We start from the raw sequence: 16,423 nt of genomic DNA, 5'->3' as shown, positions 1-16,423 counted from the left end.
CGCGGGCGGCCCGGTGGCCTCGACGATCCTCACCGCAGCGACTCCTCGCGCAGCCGGTCCGCCAGCCGGAGCAGGCGGGCGATCTCCTCCTGGCCCTCGGCCGCCTCGCGGGTGCCCTCGGCCAGGCCGAGCGCCTCGTGCATGCCGGAGACACCGCCCAGCTGGTCACGGATCTGACGCCCGAGCAGGTCGGTGGATCCGCAGGCGCGGGCCTCGTGACGGCAGAACATGCACATGTCGCAGGTGGACAGGCAGTCGGGCGCGTAGCGGGCGGGTACGGAGAGCAGAGCCTGGGCCAGCTCGTCCACCGAGCGGGTCGGCACGCCGTCCTCGCCGGGGGCCAGGTCGAAGGTGAGGCCGTCCGGCAGACCCTCCAGCAGGTACTCGACCCTGGTCATCCTGGTGAGCTGGCGCCCCAGTACCGACAGTTGCTTGCGCACGTCGACCAGTGCCGCTGTCGGGTGGTTGGCGAAGTTCTCCGGGCAGACGAGCACCACGTCGTGGGAGACGCGCTCCGGGTCGTGCCCGAGGTCGGCCATGAGCGTGCGCAACGCCAGGACGTAGACCGCCGCCTGCCGCGCCGCCGCCGCGACCTTGTCAGGCTCGGCCTGGCCGTCGATCATGCCGAACGACTTGATCTCGACGATGTGGAAGCGCCCGCCGATCTGGAAGGCCACCACGTCCGGTTCGAGGTAGGAGGTGTGCCCGGCGATCTCCAGGCTGAACAGCGGATGGTCGTAGAACACCGCGGTCCCGTCGTCCTCGCGCGCCGCGCGGTCGATCAGCGCCCGGGTGTGCGAGTGGCGCAGGTGGGAGCCGACGCTCTCCACGTCCCGGTAGCCGACCTGGGCGACGGACAGGCCGAGCAGCTCGCGCAGCAGCCGCAGCAGCTCGGCGCAGCCGTTCTCCTTGACCAGCGCCTCGAAGACGTTCCCGCGGGTGATCGCGAACTGGGACTGGCCGAACGGGGCGGGGAAACCGACGCGCCGGGCCGTGCGGTCCTTGTCCACGCCCGCGGCGTCCATCACCGCCCGGCGCGCACAGCCGGGGTTGGCGGCCAGCGCCGCGATGGCCCGCGCATCGTGCGGGCGGGAGGGCATCGGCCCGCGCAACTCGTCAAGCCTGTTCAGGAAGGCCCTCTCCCGAAGGCTGTTCATGCGCGGGTCCCCTCATCCAGCCTGGTCTTCAACAGGCCCCCCTCAAGGTGTTCATCGCGGTGACGCCGAACAGACGCTCGGCGTCCGGTAGTTGCCTCGTCGCCCGCGCCGCGACCTCGGCACGCTGCGTGCTGTCGGCGGCCCGGTGCACCTCCAACTCGGCCCGCGCCGCGCGGATCGCGGTCACGGGGTCGGCTGGGGCGAAACCCTCGACGGCGCCCGGGATGTTCTGCGCCATCCGCGACAGCAGCCGCACCGCCCCTGCCGGCGGCTCGGCCAGCCGCGCCAGGTGCTCGGCGATGCGCAGGGTCGAGGTGAGGAAGTCGACGCGCGGGCTCAGCGGTCCCAGCACCCGCGACTCGGCCGGCCAGGTGCTGTCGGCGAGTAGCCCCCGGGCGGGGGAGAGGCGGTCGGTCAACGCGGCGCACAGGTAGTACGGCCTGGCGTAGGGGTCACCGCGGAACGAGCGCTCCTCGTCTCGGCGCAGGCTGGTCAGCTGGGAGCCACGAAGCTCGCGGGAGAAGAACGCGTCGTTCACCGCCACGATGAGCTTGGCAGAGGTCGGCACGCCCAGCATGGCCAGCGCCTGGTGCACCTGCTCCCTGATGGGCAGCAGCGAGGTCTCGGACTCGCGCACGGGCGTCGGCGCCTCGGAGGTTATCGCCGCGTCCCATGCCTGCTCGGCCCTGCGCAACTCCCCGCGCAGCGACCGGGCGAGCGAGTTCTCCTTCGCTTTGACCGCCCGTCGCACCTCGGCGCGGAGGTCGGCTATTCGCCGTTCCAACGCGTCCAGTGAATCACTCACGGCCCGGAGCGTAACAGGAGTTCCACTGGTCTCCTTTCAATTCCAGTGAATTCCAGTATTAAAAAGCGGCCATCGCATCGCTATAACGGGGCAAAAAGGGCATTTGATGCATAACTCGCTGCTGGATATGGGGAACCTGACAGGTGCCGCGTGCCCCGCCAGCCGAGATGTCCGGACCATGATGAGCCAGGAGGGCCCAGGATGCCAGGAGCCGACCGTTGACGTCCGACGGTTCCGGCGCCCCGGTGGCCGGGCGCTCCCGATCACCCCTGAACGTCGGCCGGCGGTACGAGCCAGGCGGGCAGTGGGCGGGTGTGCAGTACGTCCAGTCGTGAGACGGCCCGGGTCAGCACGACGTAGAGCCGGTTGAGTCCTCGGGTCTCGGCTTCGGCGATCTCGGCGGACTCGGCCACCACCACGTGGTCGTATTCGAGACCCTTGGCCATTGCCGCGGGGACGGCGGTGACGGCGGTGACGGCCGAGCGAGCCCACCCCTCGGCCGTCGCCGCCGACCACGCCTTCGCCCTGCTCCCGGAACTGGGCTGAACGCCGATCAGGCCGGACCGGCACGGCCCCCCGGCACCGCAGCGGCCGGCCGTAGTCGAACGGCCCGGCCACGGGAGGGGCGGCGGGACCTTCCGCCGCCCGCCGGGGATGTCAGCTCTCGATCTCCGTGCGGTCGCCCGACCACAGGGTGTGGAAGGAGCCCTCGCGGTCCACCCGCTGGTAGGTGTGCGCGCCGAAGAAGTCACGCTGCCCCTGGATCAGGGCCGCGGGCAGGCGCTCGGCACGCAGCCCGTCGTAGTAGGCCAGCGCGGTCGAGAAGCCCGGTGCCGGGATGCCCAGCTCGGCCGCCTTCGCCACCACCCGCCGCCACGAGTCCTGCGCCAGGGTCAGCGCCTCGGCGAAGTAGGGGGCGGCGAGCAGGGTGACCGGCTTGTCCGGCGCCGCGTACGCCTCGCGGATACGGTTCAGGAAGACGGCGCGGATGATGCAACCGCCCCGCCAGATCGTGGCCAGCACGCCGGGGTCGACGTCCCAGCCGTACTCGGCGCTGCCCGCCCTGATCATGTCGAACCCCTGGGAGTAGGCGACGATCTTCGAGGCGTACAGCGCCCGCCGCACGTCCTCGGCGAAGTCCTCACCGACGGCCCCGGCCGGAACACCCGACGGGCCCGGCAGGCCGCGCGCGGCCGCGCGCAGATCGGCGTGGCCGGAGAGGGAGCGGGCGAACACCGCCTCGGCGATGCCGCTCACCGGAACACCCAGGTCCAGGGCGATCTGCACGGTCCACCGGCCGGTGCCCTTCTGCTCCGCCCGGTCGGCGATCACATCGACGAGCGGCCTGCCGGTGGCCGTGTCGACCTGGCGGAGCACCTCGGCGGTGATCTCGATCAGATACGACGACAGCTCGCCCTCGTTCCATCCCGCGAAGATGTCGGCGAGCTCCGCCGGGGTCAGGCCGAGCCCCTGCCTGAGCAGGTCGTAGGCCTCGGCGATGAGCTGCATGTCGGCGTACTCGATACCGTTGTGCACCATCTTCACGAAGTGCCCGGCACCGTCGGGGCCGATGTGCGCGCAGCAGGGCACTCCGTCGACCTTCGCCGCGATGTCCTCCAGCAGCGGGCCCAGCGCCTGGTACGACTCCTTCGAGCCGCCCGGCATGATGCTCGGCCCGAGCAGCGCGCCCTCCTCCCCGCCGGAGACCCCCGCGCCGACGAAGTGCAGGCCGCGCTCACGCAGCGCGGCCTCGCGCCTGCGCGTGTCGAGGAAGTGCGCGTTCCCGCCGTCCACCAGCATGTCGCCCGGCTCCAGCAGGGGGGCGAACTCCTCGATCACCGCGTCGGTCGCCGCCCCCGCCTTGACCATGATCAGGATGCGCCGGGGACGCTCCAGTGCCGCGACGAGTTCCTCGGGAGTCTCGCAGGGGACGAAGGTCCCCTCGTCCCCGTGCTCCTCGACCAGCGCCTTGGTCCTGTGCGGTGACCTGTTGTGTACCGCTACCGAATGCCCGTGCCTGGCCAGGTTACGGGCGAGGTTCGCCCCCATGACGGCCAGCCCTGTCACACCGATCTGTGCCTGAGTCATTCTGTGACACCCCTTTTTCCTGTCCCAGAGTGCCAGTCTGGCCTACCGGCGGATCACCGGAGGCCATTGTCGCCCTGGAGCGTCTGCGTGCCCGACCGCTGCTGGGCGGGCGGGTTCTGGTCGCGGTTCTCGACGTACATGAGCCCGACCCCGGCCAGCAGCAGGATCACGAAGGCCACGGCCACCGCGACGAAGACCCGCGTGTTCGACGAGACGGGATGCTCGGGCGGCCTGGTACCGGAAAGTCCTCTCACCCCAGGAGAGGTCAGATGCGACCGCACCGGCTCCCTGCCGGGCCCGCCCTGGACCGGCGGCGTGCCGTACGGCGGTGGCGCTGTGGCGTACGGCGGCGAGGGGGCGGGGGCAGCAGAGACGGGCCGCGGGGCACGAGGCGGGGAGGCCGGGACGTCATCCCCCGGACGCAGGCTCGTGAGGGCGTCCCGCAGCGCGGCCACCGAGGGGGTGCGCCGCGCGGGGTCGGCGGCCATGGCATCCCTGAGCACGGCGGTCAGTTCCGGCGGCACCCCCGGGATCTCGGGGACGGGCAGGCGGTGCAGGGCCATGATGACCGCGATGTTGACCACGCCGCTCTCCGGGAAGCGCGGGGGGCGCCCGGAGAGCAGCGCGTACAGCGTGGCGGCGAGGGAGTAGACGTCGCCCGCGGGGGCGGGTTCGGTCAGCTCGAACGCCTCGGGTGGAGCATAGGCCGGAGTAAGGGACTCCCTGGTCACCGATGCCTCGCTGCCCGACGAGGGCATGGTGGCCAGGCCGAAGTCGGAGAGCACCGCATTGCCGTATCGGTTGATCAGGATGTTGGCGGGCTTGATGTCGCGGTGCAGCACCCCGGCGGCGTGCGCCGCCGACAGCGCGTCGGCGATCCGGATGCCGATGTCGGTGACCTCGGCCGGCGGCAGCCGCCCCTCGGCGCGCATCCGGTCCAGCAGCGACCCGCCAGGGCACAGCTCCAGGACCATGTACGGCCGGCCGTCGGGCAGGACCCCGGCGTCATAGACATGGGCGACGTGCGGGTGGCCGGAGAGGGCGCCCGCCGAGGTCACCTCGCGCATGAAACGGCGCCGGTCCCGTTCCGAGACCAGCACCCGGTTGTCCACCTTGAGCGCGACCTCGCGCTCCACCGCCAGCTGCCTGGCCCGGTAGACGATCCCGAAACCACCCTGGCCGAGCACCCCGGACACCTCGTAGCCCGGTACGGCGACGGCACCCGCTCCGGCCACCTGCCACCTCCTGAAGACCAGCGGCAGATTACCGGAGTTTCACCCGCGAACCGCGTGTTATCCGGGCAGTCGAAGCTCACCACCGGCACGCCTGCTCCCGGTGCCGGGCGTGATCAAGCCGAGGAGCATGTGCAGGGTCGTCGACTTGCCGGCGCCGTTGGGGCCGAGCAGTCCGACGATCTGGCCGGCCTTGACGGTAAGACTCACCTTCCGGACAGCGGTCGCCGAACCGAACCTCTTCGCCAGCGCCACAGCCTCGAGAATCACCGCCACGTAAGCGTGTGATCCATCGGTCTCCCGGGCAGTCGGTTTTCTCCGGTGGCGTAGGTCGATTTGACGATGCGGGACGAGGTTCGTACAGTTCACCAGACCCGAGGGAGACGGCGGTGGCGCCGGGGTCTCGGGAACCTCTCTAGCGATCTTCACTCCAAGGGGATATTTGTCTCCAAAGGAGCCTGATTCGACATGAATCAGGTGGTCGAGTAAGTTAGAAGGGTTGCTCCGGAAACGGGGTCGTCGAATTCCAGCAAGACCTGCAAGATCAAGTCAATCGCTTCAAAACGAGCCGGTTTGACACGGAAAAGCGGGCCTGAAAGAATAACGGCACAACGAAAGAACAGAATAAAACGAACCGCCCCTGGTTCTCCGATCGAGTCCGGTCGGGACGACGGTGTACGCGTCCGTTTCTTGAGAACTCAACAGTGTGTTAAAAGCCAGTGCATGAAGCACAACCCTGTCCGACCTGCCCTTTGGGGTGGGAGGACGGATTCCTTTGGTTGAACATCCATCATGTGAGATGGGTGCTTTCAGCCGGGAGCAACTGTTCAGACATTGTTTGGAGAGTTTGATCCTGGCTCAGGACGAACGCTGGCGGCGTGCTTAACACATGCAAGTCGAGCGGAAAGGCCCTTCGGGGTACTCGAGCGGCGAACGGGTGAGTAACACGTGAGTAACCTGCCCCTGACTCTGGGATAAGCCCGGGAAACTGGGTCTAATACCGGATACGACACCTCCCGGCATCGGGTGGGTGTGGAAAGTTTTTCGGTTGGGGATGGACTCGCGGCCTATCAGCTTGTTGGTGGGGTAACGGCCTACCAAGGCGACGACGGGTAGCCGGCCTGAGAGGGCGACCGGCCACACTGGGACTGAGACACGGCCCAGACTCCTACGGGAGGCAGCAGTGGGGAATATTGCGCAATGGGCGAAAGCCTGACGCAGCGACGCCGCGTGGGGGATGACGGCCTTCGGGTTGTAAACCTCTTTCAGCAGGGACGAAGTTGACGTGTACCTGCAGAAGAAGCGCCGGCTAACTACGTGCCAGCAGCCGCGGTAATACGTAGGGCGCAAGCGTTGTCCGGAATTATTGGGCGTAAAGAGCTCGTAGGTGGCTTGTCACGTCGGGTGTGAAAGCTTGGGGCTTAACTCCAGGTCTGCATTCGATACGGGCTGGCTAGAGGTAGGTAGGGGAGAACGGAATTCCTGGTGTAGCGGTGAAATGCGCAGATATCAGGAGGAACACCGGTGGCGAAGGCGGTTCTCTGGGCCTTACCTGACGCTGAGGAGCGAAAGCGTGGGGAGCGAACAGGATTAGATACCCTGGTAGTCCACGCTGTAAACGTTGGGCGCTAGGTGTGGGGACCTTCCACGGTTTCCGCGCCGTAGCTAACGCATTAAGCGCCCCGCCTGGGGAGTACGGCCGCAAGGCTAAAACTCAAAGGAATTGACGGGGGCCCGCACAAGCGGCGGAGCATGTTGCTTAATTCGACGCAACGCGAAGAACCTTACCAAGGCTTGACATCGCCCGGAAACACTCAGAGATGGGTGCCTCTTCGGACTGGGTGACAGGTGGTGCATGGCTGTCGTCAGCTCGTGTCGTGAGATGTTGGGTTAAGTCCCGCAACGAGCGCAACCCTTGTTCAATGTTGCCAGCACGCTCCTTCGGGGGTGGTGGGGACTCATTGGAGACTGCCGGGGTCAACTCGGAGGAAGGTGGGGATGACGTCAAGTCATCATGCCCCTTATGTCTTGGGCTGCAAACATGCTACAATGGCCGGTACAGAGGGTTGCGATACCGTGAGGTGGAGCGAATCCCTAAAAGCCGGTCTCAGTTCGGATTGGGGTCTGCAACTCGACCCCATGAAGTCGGAGTCGCTAGTAATCGCAGATCAGCAACGCTGCGGTGAATACGTTCCCGGGCCTTGTACACACCGCCCGTCACGTCACGAAAGTCGGCAACACCCGAAGCCCGTGGCCCAACCAGCTTGTCTGGGGGGAGCGGTCGAAGGTGGGGCTGGCGATTGGGACGAAGTCGTAACAAGGTAGCCGTACCGGAAGGTGCGGCTGGATCACCTCCTTTCTAAGGAGCATCGGCTGCGGTCGTCTTCGGGTGGTCGTGGTTCAGGTCGTGTCTGCAGGCGTATGTTCTGCACACGGCGCGCTCATTAGTGGAGCGCTGGCTATTCGGTTCGGCGGGATCGCTGATCGGTTAGTACCGCCTTGGTTCTTCGGAGCCGGGGAGTGGGAACGGCGGTTGCGGGGTTTCGCTGGGGTGAACACACTGTTGGGTCCTGAGGAAACGGACTTTGAGGTGGGCCCGCTTGCGGCGGGCTTGCTGTCTGTTTGGGCCTCATGCGGGACCGATCATCTGTCATACCGGCTCGTTCGTGGCGCACCGTGGGTGCGACCCGGGTGGGTGTTGGTGGCGGGTCTGGTCTGGTCGCTGTTTGTTGTTTGAGATTTGCATAGTGGACGCGAGCATCTTTGTGGCCAAGTTTTTTAGGGCACACGGTGGATGCCTTGGCATCAGGAGCCGATGAAGGACGTGGGAGGCTGCGTTAAGCCCCGGGGAGTCGCCAACCAGACTTTGATCCGGGGATGTCCGAATGGGGAAACCTAGCACCAGTCATGTGGTGTTGCCTCCGCCTGAATGTATAGGGCGGTTGGTGGTAACGCGGGGAAGTGAAACATCTCAGTACCCGTAGGAAGAGAAAACAAATAGTGATTCCGTGAGTAGTGGTGAGCGAAAGCGGATCAGGCTAAACCGTAGGCGTGTGATAGCCGGCAGGCGTTGCGTTTACGGGGTTGTGGGACCCTCTGGGAGGGGCTGCCGTTCCTCCGGACAGTAAGAAATCCTTTCGATAGCCGAAGCTTCTGGGAAGTGGCGCCGTAGACCGTGAGAGTCGGGTAGGCGAAATCGGTTGGACTGTTGGAGGGGATCCCAAGTAGCACGGGGCCCGAGAAATCCTGTGTGAATCTGCCAGGACCACCTGGTAAGCCTAAATACTCCCTGATGACCGATAGTGAACAAGTACCGTGAGGGAAAGGTGAAAAGCGCCCCGGTGAGGGGTCGTGAAATAGTACCTGAAACCGTGTGCCTACAAGCCGTAGGAGCGTAAACATTCTTCGGAGTGTTTGTGATGTGACTGCGTGCCTTTTGAAGAATGAGCCTGCGAGTTATGGTGTGTGGCGAGGTTAACCCGTGTGGGGGAGCCGTAGCGAAAGCGAGTCTGAATAGGGCGTTTGAGTCGCATGCTGTAGACCCGAAGCGGAGTGATCTAGGCATGGGCAGGTTGAAGCGCGGGTAAGACCGCGTGGAGGACCGAACCCACCAGGGTTGAAAACCTGGGGGATGACCTGTGTTTAGGGGTGAAAGGCCAATCAAACTCCGTGATAGCTGGTTCTCCCCGAAATGCATTTAGGTGCAGCGTTGCGTGTTTCTTGCCGGAGGTAGAGCACTGGATGGCTAATGGGCCCGACAAGGTTACTGACGTCAGCCAAACTCCGAATGCCGGTAAGTGAGAGCGCAGCAGTGAGACTGCGGGGGATAAGCTCCGTAGTCGAGAGGGAAACAGCCCAGACCACCGACTAAGGCCCCTAAGCGTGTGCTAAGTGGGAAAGGATGTGGAGTCGCAGTGACAACCAGGAGGTTGGCTTAGAAGCAGCCATCCTTGAAAGAGTGCGTAATAGCTCACTGGTCAAGTGATTCTGCGCCGACAATGTAGCGGGGCTCAAGTACACCGCCGAAGTCGTGGCATTCACACGTATACTGAGCCTTTGTGGTTTAGGTGTGTGGATGGGTAGGGGAGCGTCGTGCGGCCGGTGAAGCAGCGGAGTGATCCAGCTGTGGAGGCTGTGCGAGTGAGAATGCAGGCATGAGTAGCGAATCAGAAGTGAGAAACTTCTGCGCCGGATGACCAAGGGTTCCTGGGGCAGGCTAATCCGCCCAGGGTAAGTCGGGACCTAAGGCGAGGCCGACAGGCGTAGTCGATGGACAACGGGTTGATATTCCCGTACCCGCTACGATGCGCCAATACTGAATCCAGTGATACTAAGGGTCCTTAACCCCTCCGAGCCTTCGGGTTTGGGGTGAGGGTGAACGCCTGGCCTGAATTGGTAGTAGGTAAGCGATGGGGTGACGCAGGAAGGTAGCCCAGCCCAGGCGATGGTAGTCCTGGGGTAAGCATGTAGGACGTGTTGTAGGCAAATCCGCAGCACATTAAGTCTGAGATGTGATGCCGAGCCGATTGTGGCGAAGTGGGTGATCCTATGCTGCCGAGAAAAGCCTCTAGTGAGTGTCGTGGCGGCCCGTACCCTAAACCGACTCAGGTGGTCAGGTAGAGAATACTAAGGCGATCGGGTGAACTGTGGTTAAGGAACTCGGCAAATTGCCCCCGTAACTTCGGGAGAAGGGGGGCCTTCGCTGGTGATGAGTTTTGCACTCTGAGCTGGTGGGGGTCGCAGAGGCCAGGGGGAAGCGACTGTTTACTAAAAACACAGGTCCGTGCGAAGTCGTAAGACGATGTATACGGACTGACGCCTGCCCGGTGCTGGAACGTTAAGGGGACCGGTTAGTCGCACGTGTGTGGCGAAGCTGAGAACTTAAGCGCCAGTAAACGGCGGTGGTAACTATAACCATCCTAAGGTAGCGAAATTCCTTGTCGGGTAAGTTCCGACCTGCACGAATGGCGTAACGACTTCCCCGCTGTCTCAACCGCAGACCCGGCGAAATTGCACTACGAGTAAAGATGCTCGTTACGCGCAGCAGGACGGAAAGACCCCGGGACCTTCACTATAGCTTGACATTGGCGTTTGGAACGTCTTGTGTAGGATAGGTGGGAGACGGTGAAGCTATCACGCTAGTGGTGGTGGAGTCATTGGTGAAATACCACTCTGGTCGTTTTGAACGTCTAACTTCGGTCCGTGATCCGGATCAGGGACAGTGTCTGGTGGGTAGTTTAACTGGGGCGGTTGCCTCCTAAAGAGTAACGGAGGCGCCCAAAGGTTCCCTCAGCCTGGTTGGCAATCAGGTGTCGAGTGTAAGTGCACAAGGGAGCTTGACTGTGAGACCGACGGGTCGAGCAGGAGCGAAAGCTGGGACTAGTGATCCGGCGGTGGCATGTGGAAGCGCCGTCGCTCAACGGCTAAAAGGTACCCCGGGGATAACAGGCTGATCTTCCCCAAGAGTCCATATCGACGGGATGGTTTGGCACCTCGATGTCGGCTCGTCGCATCCTGGGGCTGGAGTAGGTCCCAAGGGTTGGGCTGTTCGCCCATTAAAGCGGCACGCGAGCTGGGTTTAGAACGTCGCGAGACAGTTCGGTCCCTATCCGCTGCGCGCGCAGGAGACTTGAAAGGAGCTGTCCCTAGTACGAGAGGACCGGGACGGACGAACCTCTGGTGTGCCAGTTGTTCCGCCAGGAGCACGGCTGGTTGGCTACGTTCGGAAGGGATAACCGCTGAAAGCATCTAAGCGGGAAGCTCGCCTTGAGATGAGGTCTCCCACCCTGTGAGGGGGTAAGGCTCCCGGTAGACGACCGGGTTGATAGGCTGGAAGTGGAAGCGCAGTAATGTGTGGAGCTGACCAGTACTAATAGGCCGAGGACTTGACCTCAAAGCAATTCTTGCTCGCGTCCACTAGGCAATTCTGAGACAGCAAACGGTGGTTTGTGTGTTTCATAGTGTTACGGCGGTTATGGCGAAGGGGAAACACCCGGTTACATTCCGAACCCGGAAGTTAAGCTCTTCAGCGCCGATGGTACTGCACCGGGGACGGTGTGGGAGAGTAGGTCGCCGCCGGACAATTTTTCATGTGAGGGCCCTCACCATTCGTGGTGGGGGCCTTCGTGTTTTCTGCCGGGAACCCGCACCGCCGACGCCACCGGCTACCGCTGACCGGCGCCGAGGCCGTCGTGAGCGGTTACCGGGCCGGCGTGCCGATGTCGCCCGAGGAGCCGTACAGGTCATGCAGGCGGGTGGCGGCACCGGCGACGCGGGCACGGAGATCGGGGGGCGTCGCGCAGGCCGGGAGAGAGCGCGGCCGAGGCCTTCAGGCGCGCCGTGGCGGCCACTTCGCCCAGTCCCATCTCCCGCAGCGCCTCCGGCACGCCCAACAGGAACAGTGCCTCGGCCTCGGCGCGGTCCAGCCCGGTGAGGCGGGTGCGGTATCCGTCCAGCAGCCGGTAGCCGCCGCCCCGCCCCCGGTCGGCGTAGACCGGCATGCCGGCCTCCGACAGGCCTGGGTTCCGCAGCTAATCAGGGTTCTGGGCCACGGCTGAAGGTGTAGATGCTGGTCAGAGGGGTGGGGACTGGTCGGATTCTCGATTCTGCCTAGATACACGCATATTCGCCGTTTCCTAGGCCTGCCAAGGGTTATGGCGTTATCGTCTAGTCCATGTATCTGCGGTCGACGCCTCGCCGGAACAAGGACGGGACGGAAGTCCGATACCTGCAGCTCGCGCACAACGTGTGGGATCCGGTGTTGAAGCGGTCGAAGGTGCAGGTCGTCTACAACTTCGGCCGCGAGGATGCCGCGAACCGGGAAGCCTTGCAGCGCCTGATCGCCTCGGTCACCCGGTTCCTCGATCCCGACGCCGCCTTGTCGGCGGCGACCGACGGGCTGGCGTTCACCGAGTCCCGACCTCTGGGCGGCACATGGGTGCTGGATGCCCTCTGGCGGCAGTTGGAGATCGGCAAGGTGATGAAACGGCTGCTCAAGGGCCGCCGGCTCGACCCGGCCGCGGAGCGGGTGCTGTTCGCGCTGGTCGCCAACCGGGCCCTGGCCCCCTGCTCCAAGCTCGCGGCGGCCCGCTGGGTGAACGAGGACGTGGCGATCGACGGCCTGCTGCCCGCGACCAGCGACGACGCCTGCTACCGGGCGATGGACTGGCTGATCGAGATCTCCGGAAAGCTCGAGGAAGAGGTGTTCCACCAGGTCGCAAACCTCCTCAACCTCGAGGTCGATCTGCTGTTCTTCGACACCACCTCGACCTACTTCGAGACCGAAGACGCCGACGAAGCCGTGCCTCGCGACGCGTTCGGCCAGGTCGTGCCCGAGCAGGACGCCACCGACGATCACAAGCGCAAGGGGTTCCGGTCGTTCGGCAAGTCCAAGGACCACCGCGATGACCTGCCGCAGGTCGTGATCGGGATGGCCGTCACCCGCACCGGCATCCCCGTCCGGGTGTGGTCCTGGCCCGGCGCGACCGGCGACTCCGCGCTGATCCGGCAGGTCAAGGACGATATGCGGGACTGGACGTTGTCGCGGATCGTGTGGGTCGCCGACCGCGGCTTCGCCTCCGAGCGCAACCGGCTGCACCTGCGCAAGGGCGACCACCACTACATCATCGGAGAGAAGCTCCGCTCCGGATCGGCCGAGGCCACCGAAGCACTCGCCCGTCAGGGCCGCTACCAGGAGATCCGCGACAACCTGCGGGTCAAGGAGGTTCGGATCCGCGAGGACGAGCGGTTCATCATCTGCTTCAACCCCGAGGCCGCGCAGCGGGACGAGAAGGTCCGGGAACGACTGCTCGCCCAGCTCGCGACCTTGATCGAGGGCACCGATCGGCTGAACGCGACCAAACGTGCGGAGCTGCGCGGGGTGATCTCCACCAAGCCCGGCCTGAACCGGTACCTGCGGACCACGCCCGGCGGGCTGCTGCGCATCGACGCCGCGAGAATCAAGGCCGAGGAGAACCTCGACGGCAAGTACCTGCTGCGCACCTCGGACCCGAAGATGACTCCTGAGGACATCGCGCTCGGCTACAAGCAGCTCCTCGAGGTTGAGCGGGGCTGGCGCGACATGAAGCAGATCATCGATCTGCGGCCGGTCTTCCACCGCAAGGAGCAGCGCATCCGCGCGCACGTCCTGCTCTGCTGGCTGGCGCTGCTGCTGGCCCGGATCGCCGAGACCTCCACCGGGCAGACCTGGCCCGCCCTGCGCCGCGAGCTCGACCGGATCACTCTGGGCACCTTCACCGGCCCCGCCGGCACCTTCCGGCAACGCACCGAGATCACCAAAGCCCAGCGCGATCTGCTCCACGCCCTCAAAATCGATGCCCCGCCCAGGATCTACCAGCTCACCCCGCCCAGCCGCTGACCAGGCCGAACCCCAGCCCCTAGATACACGCCGTCCCGCCAGCAGACGGCATGTTTCCGCATGTCAATCCCCAGATTCGCGGACTATCCCGCTACATCAACTGCGGAACCCCGGACAGGGCGAGCACGTCACGGTGGACGGTCCGCTCGGAGACCTCCAGCTCCCGGGAGAGCTCCACCGCGGTCATCCGGCCCCGCGCCTGGAGCAGCAGCACCAACGACATCAACCTGGCCGCGCGCACACCCCGACCCTAGACCCTGTCCTGTAGATCTTTTGCTCACTGTGGTCGGTCAGGGCGGGTACGTCGCGTGGCCACGTTGCATGATCACGGTTGTCGCCGGTACTGTGGCGACATGCGATACCCGGTTGCCCTTCGGTGGTGGCGCCGCTTCTAGGCGGCGCAGGTTTCGCATTCGCGAGCAGACAGACGGCCGCCCAGGGAGGCGGCCTTTTCTGTGTCCGCTCCCTCTGGGCATCAGGGAAATCAAAGGGGCGATAACGCAGTGGAGACGAGCCGATATACCACCGCCGGCGGCGTAGGGATCGAGGTCACCGCGTCCGACGTGCCGGAGACGGTGCTTGAGGACGTCGTCACGACGCTCGGTGAGCGTCGTGGTGGAGTGCTCTCCTCCGGGATGGAGTATCCCGGCCGCTACAGCCGATGGCACCTCGCCTACGTCGATCCCTGCCTGGAGATCGTGGCCAGGGGGCGCAGGATCTCCGCCCGCGCGCTGAACGCCCGCGGCAGGGTGGTGCTGCCCGCCGTCGTGTCCTGCCTGCTCGCGGCGGGCAAGCCCGTCGAGGAGCCGACGGGCGATTTCGTCGAGGTCCACGTGGCGGAGTCCGAGGACATCCTCCCCGAGGAGATGCGCAGCCGCCGCCCCACGGTCTTCACCGCGATTCGCGAGGTCATCGCCGTGTTCAAGGGCGAGGACGAGCACCTGGGCCTGTACGGCTCCTTCGGCTACGACCTGGCCTTCCAGTTCGAGCCGATCAGGCAGGTCCTGCCGCGGGGCGCCGACCAGCGTGACCTCGTGCTCCACCTGCCCGACCGGGTGATGGTGATCGACCGCAAGCGGGAGACCAGCAAGGAGTTCCGCTACGAGTTCACGGTGGACGGTCTCTCCACCCACGGGCTCGCCCGCGAGGGAGAGGTCGTGCCGCTGCCCCCCGCGCCCTCCGAGCTCCCGGCCGACCCCGAGAAGGGCTCCTACGCCCAGGTGGTGGCCGCGGCCAAGGAGAAGTTCGTCCGCGGCGACCTGTTCGAGGTCGTTCCAGGTCAGGTCTTCCACGCGCCCTGCGCCGACCCGGCGGCCTTCTACCGGGAGCTGCGCAAGATCAACCCAGCGCCGTACGAGTTCCTGTTCAACCTCGGCGAGGGCGAGCACCTGGTCGGCGCCTCCCCGGAGATGTACGTCCGGGTCAGCGGCGACCGCGTCGAGACCTGCCCCATCTCCGGCACCATCGCCCGGGGGAGCAACCCGGTCGAGGACGCCGACGCGATCCGCACCCTTCTGTCCAGCGTCAAGGAGGAGTCGGAGCTGACCATGTGCACGGACGTGGACCGCAACGACAAGTCGCGCATCTGCGTGCCGGGGACGGTCCAGGTGATCGGCCGGCGCCAGATCGAGATGTACTCCAGGCTGATCCACACCGTCGACCACATCGAGGGCAGGCTGCGGCCGGAGTTCGACGCGCTCGACGCCTTCCTCACCCACATGTGGGCCGTCACCGTCACCGGTGCACCCAAGACCTGGGCCATGCAGTTCATCGAGGATCATGAGGCCACCACTCGCCGCTGGTACGGCGGAGCGGTCGGCTACATCGGTTTCGACGGCTCGATGAACACCGGTCTGACCCTGCGCACCGCGCAGATCCGCGGCGGGGTCGCCACCGTCAGGGCCGGGGCCACGCTGCTGTTCGATTCCGACCCCGCCTCCGAGGAGCGGGAGACCGAGCTCAAGGCCAGCGCCCTGCTGGGGGCTCTGGCGGCGGTCGGCGTGGCCCCGCAGGAGCAGACCGAGCCCCAGGTGGCCGCGACGCCGCAGGGAAGCGGGATGAAGGTCCTGCTCGTCGACCATGAGGACTCCTTCGTCAACACCCTCGCCGACTACTTCCGTCAGCAGGGCGCCGAGGTCGTCACGCTCCGGCACGGCTTCCCCGTCTCGATGATCGATGAGATCGCGCCGTCCCTGGTGGTGCTGTCGCCAGGACCCGGCTGGCCCTCCGACTTCGGCCTCCTGGCCCTGATCGGCGCCCTCTATGAGCGCGACCTGCCGGTGTTCGGCGTCTGCCTCGGCCTGCAGGGCATGGTGGAGCAGGCGGGCGGCACGCTGGAGTTGCTGTCCTATCCCGAGCACGGCAAGCGTGGCCGGGTCCGGCGGCTGGGCGACAGCGCGCTGCTCGACGGGCTCCCCGAGGAGTTCACCGCCGCGCGCTACCACTCGGTCCACGCCAAGCGGACGGGTGTCGCCGGCTTCACCACCACCGCGCTCACCCCCGACGGCGCGGTGATGGCGATCGAGGACGTGGAGCGGCGCCGCTTCGCCGTGCAGTTCCACCCCGAGTCGATCCTCACCGCCGAGGGGGGAGCGGGAGCGAAGGTCATCGCCAACGTTCTCCGGCTCTGCCGCACGTCCGGGTAAAGAACCGGTATTTCGAACCCGGCACTCACCTCGGGTGACCATCATGTTCAGCGAGGGGATTGCCGGGTTCATCCGGCAGGTGAATCGCTGCTCCGTTACGGTTCTTGGGATCGAAACGG

At 65.5% G+C, this 16,423-nt stretch carries 8 protein-coding genes, 3 rRNA genes and 2 pseudogenes; 5 read left to right on the top strand and 8 right to left on the bottom strand.

The genetic code is table 11. The annotated features are described in order from the left end of the window. Window positions 1-29 precede the first annotated feature (29 nt). The 6 genes and pseudogenes from OIE13_RS14295 to OIE13_RS14270 form a co-directional block, all read right to left on the bottom strand. Window positions 30-1,157, bottom strand: coding sequence for a hypothetical protein (locus tag OIE13_RS14295; protein WP_326639469.1), 1,128 nt, complete (start codon window positions 1,155-1,157; stop codon window positions 30-32). A 28-nt stretch (window positions 1,158-1,185) separates the two neighbouring features. Continuing rightward, window positions 1,186-1,962: a hypothetical protein gene (locus tag OIE13_RS14290; RefSeq protein WP_326639470.1), complete on the bottom strand. Its 777-nt coding sequence runs from the start codon at window positions 1,960-1,962 to the stop codon at window positions 1,186-1,188. Between the two features lie 263 nt (window positions 1,963-2,225). After that, window positions 2,226-2,429: pseudogene (locus OIE13_RS14285) on the bottom strand (ATP-binding domain-containing protein); the annotation flags it as partial. Window positions 2,430-2,619: 190 nt separating this feature from the next. Then, a complete protein-coding gene (gndA, locus tag OIE13_RS14280; RefSeq protein WP_326639473.1) occupies window positions 2,620-4,050 on the bottom strand; it encodes an NADP-dependent phosphogluconate dehydrogenase in 1,431 nt (476 codons plus the stop codon). 53 nt (window positions 4,051-4,103) lie between these two features. Then, window positions 4,104-5,285, bottom strand: coding sequence for a serine/threonine-protein kinase (locus OIE13_RS14275; RefSeq protein ID WP_326639475.1), 1,182 nt, complete (start codon window positions 5,283-5,285; stop codon window positions 4,104-4,106). A 57-nt stretch (window positions 5,286-5,342) separates the two neighbouring features. After that, complete coding sequence (locus tag OIE13_RS14270; protein ID WP_326639477.1) at window positions 5,343-5,558, bottom strand: ATP-binding cassette domain-containing protein; 216 nt, start codon at window positions 5,556-5,558, stop codon at window positions 5,343-5,345. Between the two features lie 559 nt (window positions 5,559-6,117). Here OIE13_RS14270 and OIE13_RS14265 point away from each other — a divergent pair. The 3 genes from OIE13_RS14265 (at window position 6,118) to rrf (ending at window position 11,363) form a co-directional block, all read left to right on the top strand. Then, window positions 6,118-7,641 (top strand): 16S ribosomal RNA (locus tag OIE13_RS14265). 408 nt (window positions 7,642-8,049) lie between these two features. Then, window positions 8,050-11,175 (top strand): 23S ribosomal RNA (locus OIE13_RS14260). 71 nt (window positions 11,176-11,246) lie between these two features. Beyond that, window positions 11,247-11,363, top strand: a 5S ribosomal RNA gene (gene rrf / locus OIE13_RS14255). Together the 16S, 23S and 5S rRNA genes form the textbook arrangement of a ribosomal RNA operon. 161 nt (window positions 11,364-11,524) lie before the next feature. Here rrf and OIE13_RS14250 read toward each other — a convergent pair. Continuing rightward, window positions 11,525-11,782: a hypothetical protein gene (locus tag OIE13_RS14250; RefSeq protein WP_442816054.1), complete on the bottom strand. Its 258-nt coding sequence runs from the start codon at window positions 11,780-11,782 to the stop codon at window positions 11,525-11,527. A 173-nt stretch (window positions 11,783-11,955) separates the two neighbouring features. Between OIE13_RS14250 and OIE13_RS14245 the strand changes: the two genes are divergently transcribed. Continuing rightward, entirely contained in the window at window positions 11,956-13,659 is a 1,704-nt protein-coding gene (locus OIE13_RS14245; protein WP_326639544.1) for an IS1634 family transposase, read from the top strand. Between the two features lie 103 nt (window positions 13,660-13,762). Here OIE13_RS14245 and OIE13_RS14240 read toward each other — a convergent pair. Then, window positions 13,763-13,900, bottom strand: a pseudogene (locus tag OIE13_RS14240) (HTH domain-containing protein); the annotation flags it as partial. Between the two features lie 262 nt (window positions 13,901-14,162). Between OIE13_RS14240 and OIE13_RS14235 the strand changes: the two are divergent. Next, window positions 14,163-16,304 carry an anthranilate synthase component I gene (locus tag OIE13_RS14235; RefSeq protein ID WP_326830111.1) on the top strand — a complete coding sequence of 714 codons (2,142 nt, stop codon included), beginning with the start codon at window positions 14,163-14,165 and terminating at the stop codon, window positions 16,302-16,304. Window positions 16,305-16,423: the final 119 nt, after the last annotated feature.

The sequence above is a fragment of the Streptosporangium sp. NBC_01810 genome, assembly GCF_035917355.1.
Classification (GTDB): Bacteria; Actinomycetota; Actinomycetes; order Streptosporangiales; family Streptosporangiaceae; genus Streptosporangium.
The sequence above is the reverse complement of the archived record's forward strand: the minus strand, read 5'-3'. Positions and strand labels throughout refer to the sequence as shown.